Source organism: Mesorhizobium sp. M1365 (assembly GCF_040317865.1).
In the GTDB taxonomy this organism is placed as follows: domain Bacteria; phylum Pseudomonadota; class Alphaproteobacteria; order Rhizobiales; family Rhizobiaceae; genus Mesorhizobium.
Genome location: NZ_JAMYLG010000068.1, coordinates 1 through 13,689, shown reverse-complemented (window position 1 = coordinate 13,689; position 13,689 = coordinate 1). Strand labels below are relative to the sequence as shown.

General features: G+C 63.8%; 12 protein-coding genes. 6 read left to right on the top strand and 6 right to left on the bottom strand.

The features are described from left to right. The first annotated feature begins 128 nt into the window (after positions 1–128). Both NKH04_RS31785 and NKH04_RS31780 read left to right on the top strand, forming a co-directional pair. Positions 129–1,415 carry an NAD(P)/FAD-dependent oxidoreductase gene (locus NKH04_RS31785; RefSeq protein ID WP_353045528.1) on the top strand — a complete coding sequence of 429 codons (1,287 nt, stop codon included), beginning with the start codon at positions 129–131 and terminating at the stop codon, positions 1,413–1,415. A gap of 259 nt (positions 1,416–1,674) precedes the next feature. Next, positions 1,675–2,475 (top strand): SH3 domain-containing protein, encoded by an 801-nt coding sequence (locus NKH04_RS31780; RefSeq protein WP_352503605.1) that lies wholly within the window; start codon positions 1,675–1,677, stop codon positions 2,473–2,475. A 63-nt stretch (positions 2,476–2,538) separates the two neighbouring features. On the opposite strand, the gene NKH04_RS31775 is transcribed toward NKH04_RS31780, so the two are convergent. Beyond that, positions 2,539–3,285 (bottom strand): SDR family oxidoreductase, encoded by a 747-nt coding sequence (locus NKH04_RS31775; protein ID WP_352503604.1) that lies wholly within the window; start codon positions 3,283–3,285, stop codon positions 2,539–2,541. 272 nt (positions 3,286–3,557) lie between these two features. Between NKH04_RS31775 and zwf the strand changes: the two genes are divergently transcribed. From zwf to edd, 3 genes are all read left to right on the top strand, one after another. Further along, entirely contained in the window at positions 3,558–5,027 is a 1,470-nt protein-coding gene (zwf, locus tag NKH04_RS31770; RefSeq protein ID WP_353045527.1) for a glucose-6-phosphate dehydrogenase, read from the top strand. After that, positions 5,009–5,722: a 6-phosphogluconolactonase gene (gene pgl / locus NKH04_RS31765; protein ID WP_353045526.1), complete on the top strand. Its 714-nt coding sequence runs from the start codon at positions 5,009–5,011 to the stop codon at positions 5,720–5,722. Before zwf ends, pgl begins: the two co-directional genes overlap by 19 nt. 73 nt (positions 5,723–5,795) lie before the next feature. Beyond that, positions 5,796–7,619 (top strand): phosphogluconate dehydratase, encoded by a 1,824-nt coding sequence (edd, locus tag NKH04_RS31760; protein ID WP_353045525.1) that lies wholly within the window; start codon positions 5,796–5,798, stop codon positions 7,617–7,619. A 48-nt stretch (positions 7,620–7,667) separates the two neighbouring features. Here edd and NKH04_RS31755 read toward each other — a convergent pair whose 3' ends face one another. From NKH04_RS31755 to NKH04_RS31735, 5 genes are all read right to left on the bottom strand, one after another. Then, the gene (locus NKH04_RS31755) at positions 7,668–9,335 is read right to left on the bottom strand and encodes a vWA domain-containing protein (RefSeq protein ID WP_353045524.1); all 1,668 of its coding nucleotides are present in this window, start codon (positions 9,333–9,335) and stop codon (positions 7,668–7,670) included. 109 nt (positions 9,336–9,444) lie between these two features. Then, entirely contained in the window at positions 9,445–10,443 is a 999-nt protein-coding gene (locus tag NKH04_RS31750; protein WP_352822942.1) for a GlxA family transcriptional regulator, read from the bottom strand. 16 nt (positions 10,444–10,459) lie between these two features. Continuing rightward, positions 10,460–11,359: a bifunctional methylenetetrahydrofolate dehydrogenase/methenyltetrahydrofolate cyclohydrolase FolD gene (gene folD / locus NKH04_RS31745; protein ID WP_352472721.1), complete on the bottom strand. Its 900-nt coding sequence runs from the start codon at positions 11,357–11,359 to the stop codon at positions 10,460–10,462. Positions 11,360–11,396: 37 nt separating this feature from the next. After that, positions 11,397–11,531: a hypothetical protein gene (locus tag NKH04_RS31740; RefSeq protein WP_352472722.1), complete on the bottom strand. Its 135-nt coding sequence runs from the start codon at positions 11,529–11,531 to the stop codon at positions 11,397–11,399. A 36-nt stretch (positions 11,532–11,567) separates the two neighbouring features. Further along, the gene (locus NKH04_RS31735; protein WP_353045523.1) at positions 11,568–12,296 is read right to left on the bottom strand and encodes a hypothetical protein; all 729 of its coding nucleotides are present in this window, start codon (positions 12,294–12,296) and stop codon (positions 11,568–11,570) included. Positions 12,297–12,520: 224 nt separating this feature from the next. On the opposite strand from NKH04_RS31735, the gene proC reads away from it, so the two are divergent. Next, a complete protein-coding gene (gene proC / locus NKH04_RS31730) occupies positions 12,521–13,336 on the top strand; it encodes a pyrroline-5-carboxylate reductase (RefSeq protein ID WP_352686527.1) in 816 nt (271 codons plus the stop codon). Positions 13,337–13,689 lie beyond the last annotated feature (353 nt).

Below are 13,689 nucleotides of genomic sequence, written 5' to 3'. Positions count from 1 at the left end.
CGTGATGAGTATAAGCGTCGTCCGGTAGACCTGACGAACGCACTAGCTGAGGATCTGCGGGTCTGCCACTCAACCATAGAGCCCTACTGCCCTACTGCCCTACTGCCCTACTCCCCTAGCCGAGCATCATGACTTACCAATCCCCAATCTCCCCCGGCCGCTCCTGGTACGAAGACACGGCCGGGCCAAGGCCCGAATATCCGGCGCTCGACGGCGACCGGACATGCGATGTGGTGATTGTCGGCGGCGGCTTTACCGGCCTGTCGGCGGCGGCTCATCTCGCCAAGACAGGCGCGGATGTCGTGCTTATCGAAACGCATCGTTTCGGTGACGGCGCATCGGGCCGCAATGGTGGCCAGCTCGGCACCGGACAACGGGCCTGGGCAGAGGAACTGGAAGCGGAATACGGCTTTTCCCGCGCCAAGGCACTGTTCGACCTGGCCGAAGAGGCCAAGGCGCATCTGCTCGACTTTGCCGCGATGCACCAGATCGAGATCGACTATATGCCCGGCCAGATGTCGGTGGCGCACAAGAAGCGCTATGTCGACGACTACAAGGCGCATGCCGAGATCATGGCGAGCCGTTTCGGCTATCCGCACATCTCATTCATGGATGCCGCGGAGACAGCCGAGCGGCTGGGCTCGACGCATTATTTCGGCGGCACCCGCGACACCGGCACCGGCCATGTCCATCCGCTGAAGCTGGTGATCGGCACCGCGAAAGTCGCGGCAGAGGCCGGCGCAAAGCTTTTCGAGCAGACGCCGTCGACCGGCATCACCTCCGGCGGCGGCAAGGTCAGGGTTGCGACGCCGAAGGGCACGATCACCGCCGCTAAATGCCTGATCGGGGTCAACGCCTATGGCGGCACGCTCGAACCGGTGAGTGCCGCGCATATTATGCCGATCGGCTCCTTCATCGGCGCGACGGTACCGCTGGGAGCCGATTCCAAAATACTGCCGGGTGGCGAGGCGGTCGACGATTCGCGCTTCGTCGTGCGCTATTTCCGCAAATCGAAGGATGGGCGGCTGCTGTTTGGCGGGCGCGAGATCTATGCGGTCAACGATCCCAAGGACATCCACATCCACATCCGCCGGCAGATTGCTGAGATCTATCCGGCACTGAAGGACGTCGAGATCACTCATGGCTGGGGCGGCTACGTCGGCATCACCGTGCCGAGAAAGCCGTTCGTGCGCGAAGTGATGCCCAATGTGACCTCGATCGGCGGTTATTCCGGCCACGGCGTCATGCTGTCGAACTTTTTCGGCAAGCTTTATGCCGAGACGGTCGCCGGCAACCGCGACCGGCTGAAGCTGATCGAGGACCTGAAAATTCCACCCTTCCCCGGCGGCCGGCGTTTGCGCGCGCCACTGCTCTTCCTTGCGCTCAACTGGTACGCGTTGCGGGACAGGATCTAACCAGACGTTGCAGAATCCTTAACCGGGGCGCAGAATTCCCGGCAAGGGCGCAGTGATGCCACAATCGCGGGCGAAAGATGATGCTCGTGGGCAGCTGAACGGGGAATTTTTGCGGGCCTGCCCGCTTTTGGTTTGGGACCGATGCCGATCGAAATGCCGGCTCTCCGGCATGGGTCGTAAGAACATCGGCCCGCAAATGGAGGTGGCAAGTGTGAGAGAGCCCTTCAGTTTCGGCGCGCCGGAACGACGGCGCCTTGCGATGCAATTCGGTTACGATATGCGGCCGACGTTCTGGCACGGGGTCCGGTCGAACGCGCATCTGGTGATAGCCGCGCTTGGCACGGTCGCACTGCTCGGCGTTGCCGCGGTGGCACTGTGGCTGGCATTGCCGGCAAATGAGCGACAAGCGGCCGCAAGTCCTGAGCAGATCGTTCCGACCATCCCGGTCAAGACGACGAAGATCATGCCTGCCAAGGTTGCTGCGGCGCCGCGGACGACGGGCAAGGCAGATGCGGTTTCCCCAGCGGTGGCCGCGGCGGAAGCCGAGATACCAGCGCTGGCTCCCAACGATCCGCGCTGGACAGGGCCAAAGACGGCATCGGCCGCCGCCACGGCAGCATCCGACCAGCTGGCAAGCCAGACCGAGCAGGCGACCGATAAATCGTCTGCTTCGGTGGCATTCGCCGACCCGGCAGCAAAACCCGACGCTGCGGCATTGTTTGCCAAAGTCGCGGCTCCCGGCAGCTCAACGAAAAACAGCGGGCCCGATGGCGCGCAGACCGCCGCCATCCCCACGCCCAAGCCGCAACTGCCGACGCAGACTTCGAGCGAAGACGACAATAGCACCAAGGCAAATTCCGGAAGAGCCAATACTGCCGGTACCGGACGCATCCTGAGATCCGTCACCATGCGCACCGCCCCAAAAAAGAATGCAGCCGCCATTCTCACCGTGCCGGCCAAGACCTCGGTGCAGGTGATGAGCTGCAAGCAATGGTGCCAGATCGTCTACAACGGCAAGCGCGGCTGGATTTACAAGAGCTACGTCAAAACCGGGGCGTAGGGCCGGCAGAGCGATTGCGGGTCGCTCGCCATCAGCCAGTCCTTCGCCGGAGGCCCCGGCCGTTCAAATACAACGTCCGCCGTCGACTTCCAGCGCCACGCCAGTGATGAAAGCCGCTTCGTCCGAAGCAAGCCAAAGCGCGGCATTGGCTATGTCGAGCGGCGTCGAAAGCCGGCCGAGCGGGATCGACGCGCGGAACTTCTCGCGGATCTCGAGTGTGTCGGCGCCCATGAATTTCGCGAGCATGCCGGTCTCGCCGGCAACTGGGCAGAGGCAGTTGACGCGGATGTTCTTCGGCGCGAGTTCCACCGCCATCGATTTGGTCGCGGTGATCGCCCAGCCCTTCGATGCATTGTACCAGGTGAGGCCAGGCCGCGGCCTGATACCGGCCGTGGAGGCCGTCGTCAGGATGACGCCACCGCCTTGCCGTTCCATGACCGGCACCACTGCAAGCGCTGCGTGGTAGATCGCCTTCATGTTGACTGATGTGATCAGGTCGAAGGTCGCTTCGTCGACTTCCAGCATGTCACCGTTGCGATGGGTGTAACCGGCGTTGTTGACCATGATGTCGATGCGGCCGAAGGCGCTCATTGCGGCATTGACCATGTCGTCGAATTCGGACCGCAGCGAGACGTCGGTCTGGGTCCAGATCGCCTTTTCGCCGATCTCGCCGGCAACGCGCTCTGCGCCCTTGGCGTTCAGATCGGCGACGACTACCCGCGCGCCCTCCTCGGCAAAGCGCCTGGCCATGCCCTCGCCAAAGCCCGAGGCAGCGCCAGTGATGATTGCGACCTTATTTTTGAGGCGCATGCTTTTCTCACTCATCGTTGAAAGCGATCGATGACGCGTTTGGCCAGGCCATCGAAAGATGTGCGTCCATCGACGATTTCTCCTTTGGCTTTCGCTGCCATCCGGCTCTATGCTGCAACTGCGAAGGCTCCGGAAGCATCGCTTGCCGACAAGCCTCCGGCCAGCGCCGGTGTCAAGAGCACACGCGGATGTGACGCAATGGCACTGGCAAGTTTAAATCGATTAGATTATATCAGCCGCGTTATCGCGACCGGCGTCACAGCGGACAGACCATGACCAGCCAGATCATTCCCGTCGACCCTTTCGACTTCATCATTTTCGGCGGCACCGGCGACCTCTCGGAACGTAAGCTTCTGCCGTCGCTGTACCACCGGCAGCGCGACCACCAGTTTTCCGAGCCGACGCGCATCATCGGCACATCGCGTTCGAAGATGACCGACGAGGAATTCCAGTCGTTCGCCAGGCAGGCGATTGCCGATCATGTGAAACCGGAGGATATCGACGCCACGGAACTGAACACGTTCCTCGCGCGGCTCTCCTATATCCCGGCAGATGCAACCACAGGTGCCGGCTTCGACAGGCTGAAGAAGGCGATCGGCGACAGCGAACACATCCGCGCTTTCTATCTGGCTGTGGCGCCGGCGCTGTTCGGCGACATCTCGCACAAGCTGAAGGAGCACGGGCTGATCACGCCGAATTCGCGCATCGTGCTGGAAAAGCCGATCGGCCGCGATCTCGCTTCGGCGCGCGCGCTCAACGACCTGGTCGGCGACGACTTCCATGAAAGCCAGATTTTCCGCATCGACCACTATCTCGGCAAGGAGACGGTCCAGAATTTGATGGCGCTGCGTTTTGCCAACGCGCTCTACGAGCCGCTTTGGAATTCCGCCAATGTCGATCATGTGCAGATCACCGTGGCCGAGACTGTCGGCCTGGAAGACCGCGTCACCTATTACGACAAGGCCGGCGCATTGCGCGACATGGTGCAGAACCACATGCTGCAGCTGCTCTGCCTGGTCGCGATGGAGGCGCCGTCGTCGATGGACGCCGATGCCGTCCGTGACGAAAAGCTGAAGGTGCTGCGGGCGCTGAAGCGCATCAACGGCAACGAAGCGCCGAAGCACACGGTGCGCGGGCAGTATCGTGCCGGCGCCTCGGCCGGCGGGCCGGTGAAAGGCTATGTCGAGGAACTCGGCAAGAACAGCAACACCGAGACTTTCGTTGCGCTCAAGGCCGAGATCGGCAACTGGCGCTGGGCGGGCGTGCCGTTCTACCTCCGAACCGGCAAGCGGCTGGCGACGCGCGTTTCGGAGATCGTCATCGAATTCAAGCCGATCCCGCATTCGATCTTCGGCGAGAGCGCCGGGCCGATCTCCGCCAACCAGCTGGTCATAAGGCTGCAGCCCGACGAGGGCGTCAAGCAGTTCATCATGATCAAGGATCCGGGGCCGGGCGGCATGCGGCTGCGCCAGATTCCGCTCGACATGAGTTTTGCGCAATCCTTCGACGGCCGCGCCCCCGATGCCTATGAGCGGCTGATCATGGACGTCATCCGTGGCAACCAGACGCTGTTCATGCGCCGCGACGAGGTCGAGGCGGCGTGGAAATGGATCGACCCGATCCAGGACGCCTGGGAAAGCGGCAGGCAAGAGGCGCAAGGCTACACCGCCGGCACATGGGGCCCCTCGGCCTCGATTGCGCTGATCGAACGCGACGGGCGGACATGGCACGAGAGCAATTAGGCGGCGCCTACAACTGGCACGAATTTGCCGGACGCCAGGAGTTGGCCACAGCGCTTGCCGGCCACGTCGCCGGCCGTCTGTCAAAGGCGATCGCCGAGCGCGGCACGGCGCTGCTTGCGGTCTCGGGCGGCACGACGCCGGCGAAATTCTTCGCGGCGCTTTCGACCGTTCCGATCGCCTGGGAAAAGGTGACGATAACATTGGTCGACGAGCGCTTCGTGCCGCCCTCATCGCCGCGCTCCAATGCCGGCCTGGTTGCCGCCAACCTGCTGCAGAACGCGGCCGCCGCCGCGAATTTCGTGCCGCTCTACCACGCCGCGGCAAGTATCGAGGGTGCAGCGGTCTCCGACAGCGAGGCGCTGCAAGTGCTGCCCTGGCCACTCGACGTCGTTGTGCTCGGCATGGGAACTGATGGCCACACCGCCTCGTTCTTTCCGGATGCCGGGAACCTGGCAAGATTGCTCGATCCGTCGTCGCAAAGGGTCGTGCTTCCGGTTCATGCGGCAAGCGCCGGCGAGCCACGGCTGACGCTGTCACTGGCGCGGATCATCAAAGCCGCCTTCATCGCGCTGCATATCGAGGGCGCGGAAAAGCGCAGCGCATTCGAGGCCGCGCTTGGAACTGGAACACGAAAGCCCATTCGCGCCGTGCTCGATGCCACTCAAAAGCCCGTAGAGGTTTTCTGGGCACCCTGATCTCAACTTGGCTGCAGGTCCCGGCAACAGCCGGAAGGTGCTTGCGGGACCTCGCCTGAAAGGACCGACCGCCATGACCGCAAGACGCGATATCGAAGCCATCACCCAGCGCATCCGTGAGCGCTCCAAGCCCGGTCGCGAGGCCTATCTCGGCCGCATCGCCGAAGCCTCGAACCGCACCGCCAACCGGGCCGTGCTGTCCTGCGGCAACCTGGCCCATGGCTTTGCCGTCTGCAGCCCTTCCGAAAAGGTGGCGCTTGGCGGCGACCGGGTGCCGAATCTCGGCATTATCACCTCCTATAACGACATGCTGTCGGCGCATCAGCCTTTCGAGACGTTTCCGAGGCTGATCAAGGATGCGGCGCGCGAGGCCGGCGGCATCGCCCAGGTGGCCGGCGGCGTGCCGGCGATGTGCGACGGCGTCACCCAGGGCCAGCCCGGAATGGAGCTGTCGCTGTTCTCGCGCGACGTGATCGCCATGGCCGCGGCAATCGGCCTGTCGCACAACATGTTCGATGCCGCCGTCTATCTCGGCGTCTGCGACAAGATCGTGCCTGGACTGGTGATCGCGGCGCTGACCTTCGGCCATCTGCCGGCGGTCTTCATCCCGGCCGGGCCGATGACGACCGGCATTCCGAACGACGAAAAAGCCAAGATCCGCCAGCTCTATGCCGAGGGCAAGGCGGGACGGGCCGAACTGCTCGAAGCGGAATCAAAATCCTATCACGGGCCGGGAACCTGCACTTTCTACGGTACCGCCAATTCCAACCAGATGCTGATGGAGATCATGGGCCTGCACACGCCTGGCGCTTCCTTCGTCAATCCCGGCACGCCGTTGCGCGACGCACTGACCAGGGAGGCGACGAAGCGGGCGCTGGCGATCACCGCGCTCGGCAACGCCTACACGCCGGTCGGGCGAATGATCGACGAGCGCTCGATCGTCAACGGTATCGTCGGCCTGCACGCCACCGGCGGTTCGACCAACCACACCATCCACCTGATCGCCATGGCAGCGGCGGCCGGCATCGCCATTACCTGGCAGGATATTTCCGACATCTCGGAAGCCGTGCCTCTGCTGGCGCGAGTCTATCCGAACGGCCTTGCCGATGTGAACCACTTCCATGCCGCCGGCGGGCTCGGCTTCCTGATCCGCGAACTGCTCGACGCGGGCATCCTGCATGAGGATGTGCAGACGGTGTGGGGCGAAGGGCTGCGCCCCTACGCGGTCGAGGCCAGGCTCGGCGCCGACGGCGGCGTCGTGCGCGAGGCTTCGCCGCGCGAGAGCGGGGACGAGAAGGTGCTGGCGCCGTTCAAGAAGGCGTTCCAGCCGAGCGGCGGTCTGAAAGTGCTTTCGGGCAATCTCGGCCACGCCGTCATCAAGACATCGGCGGTCAAGCCGGAGCGGCGCATCATCGAGGCGCCGGCCAAGGTGTTCGACAGCCAGCAAGGCCTGAACGAGGCGTTCACGGCGGGGTCGCTGACCGGCGACTTCATCGCCGTCATTCGGTTCCAGGGTCCGAAGGCCAACGGCATGCCGGAATTGCACAGGCTGACCACCGTGCTCGGCATCCTGCAGGACCGCGGCCAGCATGTGGCGCTGGTCACCGACGGCCGCATGTCGGGCGCTTCAGGCAAGGTGCCGGCGGCGATCCACGTGACGCCGGAAGCGGCGGAGGACGGGCCTATCGCCAGGATCCATGACGGCGATATCATCAGGCTCGACGCCGAGGCCGGGACGCTGGAGGTACTGGTGCCAGCCCGCGATTTCGCACTGCGCCGCCCCGCGGACAGCGACCTCATAGGCAATGAATTCGGCTTCGGCCGCGAGCTTTTCGCCGGGTTCCGGCAGTTGGTGGGACGCGCCGACCATGGCGCCAGCGCCTTCGGTACGGCATGATTTTTTCGGCAATAGGGAAGAGCGGCTAATGGCTGCTCTCCACTGGATCTATTGAACCGTCAGTTCGGCTCGCGCGCCGGCCCTGACCGTTACCGTGCCTTCCTTCGAGCTGTTGTCCGATTTCTCCGAAACCACCGCGTAGTCACCGGCCGACAGGGTGGCTTGATACTTCTGATCATAGGCGTAGCCGACCGACTTGCGGGTTCCGTCGATGGCCTTCCTGGCCTCGAATATCTCGATCTTCGAGGCTCCTGGCGCGGTTATCGTCAGCATGCCGGCGTTCATCGCGATCTTCAGATCCTGATGGTCGCCAACCTTGACGCTGAACGGCTGCTCGGCCACCGCAAGGTCGACCGTCGCGACCATTACATAATCGTCGGGCGGCAGATCGAACTTGCTGTCCGGACCGTAGGCATAAGTCACCTCCTGCCTGGTTCCGTCGACGTTCTTTTTCGCCTGGAGCACTTTGAAGCCGATGCCCGAACCCTCGGCCTTGTCGCCGCCGGCAGCATAATAGGCGTTGGCGACGACACGCCCGACGCCGACGATGATGTCCTTGTCGATGACCCTGCCGGCGGCAAGCGGGATCGTCTCGATAACCATGCCCTGGCCGATCGTGACCGTCACCTTCTGGTCACCGGCCGGCAGCACGACTTTCGTGTCACCGTAATAGGTCGGCGGGGTGTCGACGCCGGGATAGCCGATTACGACAGCCGCGCCGTCATCAACGTCCGCTCCTTCGCTCGGCCTGGGGTGGATGACCAGCGTGCCGGCATTCAAGTTGAAGTGCGGTTTGGCGACCTGGCCAGGCTCTATTGTGATCTTCTGTTCGGCCCTGGCCTCGCCGGCACGCGCGACGACGATATAGTCGCCCGGCTCCAGATTGCCTCTGTAGGTGCCATATTCGGTGGTGACGGGATCGCCGCGCGTGCCGTCGGAATTCGCCTTGTAGATCTCCCAGGCATTGCCGTCGGTGACGGGATCGCCACCCTCGGCAAGCACGACGGTGGGAACGAAATTGGACTCCGCCGGCTGAGCGGGCGCCGGCTGGGGAGCAGGCTGCGGGGCGGGAGTGGGTTCAGGGGCGGGTGGCGGAGGCGCAACGGTCTCGACGAGCGCGTCCTGCAATGCCTTTTCATCCGACGCTTCGATATATTTGCCGCCGGTATTGTCGGCGAGGCAACCGATCTGCTTGCCCTCGGCGGCCGTCAGGCCGAAGCCGACGACATTGACGGTGAAGTCGACGCCAGCAGCCTCCAGTTCCTTGCCGAGCGCACAGGGATCGCCGCTACATGTCTCGATGCCATCGGTGATGAGAACGACCGTCGCCTTGTCCTCGGTGTATTTCAATGCTTCCGCCGCTTGCTTGACCGCGGCGGTCAGCGGCGTCTTGCCCTGAAATTTCAGACTGTCGGCCGCGGCTGAGATTGCACTTGCCGAGCCTGCCTGCGGTGGCACGATGAGTTCGATGTCGTCGCAACTGGCCTTCTCGCGATGGCCATAGGCCATGAAGCCTATTTCCTCCTCGGCCGGGACCGATTGCAGCACGTTCCGCAGCGATTGACGGGCGATTTCGAGCTTGGGCTTGCCGTCGATCTGCGCCCACATCGAGCCGGAGGCATCGAGAATGACGATGACGCGATCGGCGGCGAAGCCGAACCCTGTCGTCCACAGCAACAGGGCCGCCGCAGCGACGCTCTGCACAAATCCCGTCATCAAAAATCCCCCCGTCAGTCGCCGCCGCTCGGCGCCGGAAAGCTATTTGACGCCGCGTCGCGACACAAGCCCGGGTGGAGTACGAAGCTGCGCCACCTCTGTGCAACCCTCAATAGGTCGTGCGGCGTTCCTCGGAAGGCGGCCGGCCGAATTGGAGCCGATAGCTCTGGGCAAAATAGGAATGCGAGGTGAAGCCGGTGGCGATCGCCACGTCGAGGATCGGCATGTTGGTCTGGCGCAGCAGTTCGCGCGCCCGCTCGAGCCTGAGCCGCATATAATAGCGCCCGGGCGTCACACTGAGATGGCGCAGGAACAGGCGCTCGACCTGGCGCACCGACAGGCCCGCCGACTTGGCAAGCTGCACCGCCGACAGCGGCTCGTCGAGATGGTCGGCCATCAGCTCGACGATGCGGCGCAGCTTCTCCGACTTGCCGGTCAGGTCGCGTTCCGGGCCGACGCGCTGGCGGTCGCCGGCCGAGCGGATGCGCTCATGCTGGAACTGGTTGGCAACGCCATTGGCGAGACTCGAGCCGAAATCACCGCGCACGATCTCCAGCATCAGGTCGATCGAGGTGGTGCCGCCGGCGCAGGTGTAGCGCTTGCGGTCGATCTCGAAGACGTTGCCGGTGCAGTTGATCTCCGGAAAACGTTCGAGGAAACCGGCACGGTTTTCCCAATGGATGGTGCAGCGATAGCCATCGAGCTGGCCTGCTTCGGCAAGCAGGTAAGAGCCAACCGAAAGCGCGCCGAGCGCATTGCCGCGCCGGCCCCAGCTGCGCAGCGCCGCCAGCACCTTGCTCTTGCCGGGAAATTCCGTCGTCAGCCCGACCGAGACGAACAGGATATCGACCGCCGGCAGATCGGCAACGGCGTAGTCGATCTTGAGCGGCAGGCCATTGGACGCCATGACGGCGTCGCCGTCGGCCGACACCGTAGTCCAGCCATAGAAATCGCGGCCGAGCAGCCGGTTCGCCGACCGGAACGTGTCGATTGCCGCGGCCAGCGAGAACATGGAGAACTTGTCGACCAACAGAAACCCGAACTGCCGCCCGCCCTGAACGGGATCATTGGTGACCGGCCGTTCTAAGGGAACAGTGAGGTTCGGCAAGGACGCTGCTTTCTGGTCAGAAGGAAGGCCGTTTCAATCCGGCTGCGAGATAGGCGGAAGCTAGCGTGTTGGCCATCAGCATGGCAATGGTCATCGGTCCGACGCCGCCAGGCACCGGCGTGATGGCGCCGGCCGCTTTCGCTGCTTCGGCAAAGGCGACGTCGCCGACGAGGCGCGTCTTGCCTTCGCCCTTTTCAGGTGCGACGACGCGGTTGATGCCGACATCGATGACGGTGGCGCCAGGCTTGACCCAGTCGCCGCGGACCATTTCAGACCGGCCGACGGCGGCGACCAGAATATCGGCGGTGCGGGCAAGCGCCGGCAGGTCCCTGGTCCGGCTGTGTGCGATAGTGACGGTGCAGTTGGCGGCAAGCAGAAGATTGGCCATCGGTTTGCCGACGATGTTCGAACGCCCGACGACGACCGCATTGAGACCGGACAGGTCCTTGCCGCGCACCCGTTCGATCAGCAGCATCGAGCCGGCCGGCGTGCAAGGCACGAAGGCGGTCTCGAGCTCGCCGGTGCCGAGCTTGCCGACATTGATGAAGTGGAAGCCGTCGACATCCTTCTCAGGCGCGATGGTCTGGATGATCTTGCCGGAATCGATATGGCCGGGAAGCGGAAGCTGCACGAGGATGCCGTTGATGGCCGGATCGGCGTTGAGCTGGCCGATGATCTTCAACAGGTCCGGCTCGGAGGTTTCGGCCGGCAGCGTGTGCTGAACCGAATGGAAGCCGCATTCCTTGGCGGTGCGGGATTTGGAGGCGACATAGACCTGGCTCGCCGGATCCTCGCCGACGATGACCACGGCGAGACCGGGCTGCCGTCCGCCCTTTTCCGCCAGTTCGGCGGTCAGGGCCTTGACCCGCCGCACCACGTCTTCGGCGACGCTTTTTCCGTCAATCAACTCAGCCATGAACCACCCTCGACGCCTATCGCGTAAGCCTGCCGCGTTAAAACATCCATGCGGCGCGCTCCAGATATCTTTTATGCAGGCCGTTGCCCAGAACCATGTGCTGCGGGCGGACATGCAGCGCGGCATTTTCACGAAAATCGAGCCGGGCAATCCCGTCAATGCGCCGTCCCATGCCGTTAACTCGAAACCGGCATGTTTTATTCGACGCTCAGAAATAGCGGCGATGCGTGCGGTTTTCGGTGAGCTCGCGAACCGCCTCGCGGAATTCGCGCAGGCTGGCGCGGATTTCCTCGATCTGGCTTTGCTGATCGGCGGCTTCCGAGGCCTGATTTGCCTTCCTCGACCGGGCCTGAGTATAGGTCGGATGCGGCGGCGCGGGTTGCTGCGGATAAGGTGCCTGTCCGGCATAGAGCGGCTGTGGAGGGAAGGCGGGCGGCATGGCTGCGCCGGAATTTGTGGCGGCAGAAGTCTCGCCGGACGCCACCTCCTCCGGCGCGCTACCGGGCATGAGCCTGCGCAGCGCCGACAACACGGCACCGATCGGCCCTGGGCGCGCGACCTCGACCGGCGAAGCGGGAGGCGGCGCTGCCCGGTATGCTGCGTGATCGGCGGAACCGGCATCGGGGCCGCCAAGGGGGCCAGCGGGGTCGAAAAACCCATCGGCCGCTGCAGCCTCTTCCATCAGTATGGTGCCGGCCTTTGGCTCATCAGGATCGGGCTGGCTTATGCCGGCGGCTAACAACAGGATCGGACTGGCACGCGCTTCGCGGCGCGAGCGGGCAAGACGATGGCGTGTGGCGGCATCCTCGCGCCATGACGGGCCTGCGCGGTCTTCTAGCGAAACCAGCGATGCTTCGTCCTCGCCGCGCACCGCCTCGACGAGCGACAGCAAGGACTGCTCGTTCCTCCAGTGTTCACGATTTTTCCTATAAGCCATGGTTTCTGGAGCCTTCCCCTCGGGCTGGGACGTAGCGACCGCCACTGGTTAAGCGATGCTAAACAGGCATAGGAAATAAAAGGTTAATTTGGTCGCCGCGACTGCGCGACTACATGCGCATCCCAACCGCAAGGTCGGGGTTTCCGCCTGATCACGGTCCCAACAGGGCTTCCCCGTCCTGCCGCGAACGTCTATGGGGAAGCCATCTCTATGGGAGGCTTTCGATGACGATCAGGCTTGTTCTCGCCGGTTGCGGCAATATGGGCTACGCCATGCTCTCGGGCTGGCTGAAAGCCGGCAAGCTCGCTCCGGCTGCGGTGTTCGTGGTCGAGCCCAATGCCGAGTTGCGCAAGCGTGCCGAAGCACTGGGCTGCGCTGCCGGCGCGGATGCTGGCGCCATACCGGCGGACGCCGTGCCGGCCCTCGTCGTCCTTGCGGTCAAGCCACAGGTGATCCGCGACGTCACGGCTGGCTACATCCGCTTCAACGATGGCCGGACCACCTTCCTCAGCATCGCCGCCGGAACGCCGGTGGCCACGTTTGAAGGTATTCTCGGCGACCGCGCGCCGATCGTGCGCTGCATGCCCAACACGCCGGCGGCGATCGGCAAGGGCATGATGGTGGTGTTTTCCAACAGGCTGGTTTCCGACGAAACCAAACGCTTCGTCGCCGACCTGCTTTCGGCGAGCGGGCAAGTGGCCGATATCGACGACGAGGCCCTGATGGATGCGGTGACGGCAGTCTCCGGGTCGGGGCCGGCCTATATCTTCCATTTCATCGAAGCGCTGACCGTGGCCGCCGAGAAAGCCGGCCTGCCGACCGGGACTGCCAAGCTCTTGGCAATGCAGACGGTCTACGGCGCCGCCTCGCTGGCCGCCGAAAGCGGCGAGGAGCCGGGCGTGCTCAGACAGCAGGTGACCAGCCCCAACGGCACCACGGCTGCGGCCCTTGCAGTACTGATGGGCGAGGACCGGCTGACGCGCCTGCTCACCGAGGCGGTGGAAGCGGCGCGGCTGCGGTCTATCGAGCTGGGGAGGTAGGGCTTCTGGGGGAGCCGGTCGGCGGTGACGATCGATCGTTCCTTTCGGCATTAGCTACCGGTAGAAAGCCGTTACGCGGCGTTCCTTCGCGCCCTCCACTGTCCTGCCGACATCAAAATCGCGATAGCCTAGAATGTCGACAGATATCAGCGATGTCCCCACAAGTCGTCGATCTCGTCCTTGTTCAGGGGCCGCCCGTCTTTGCCGGCTTTGGCTTTGAGATCATCGACAATGGCCGCGAGCCGCTCTGCCAGAGAAAGGCGTCCATATCGCGATAGCCTAGAATGTCGACAGATATCAGCGATGTCCCCACAAGTCGTCGATCTCGTCCTTGTTCAGGGGCCGCCCGTCTT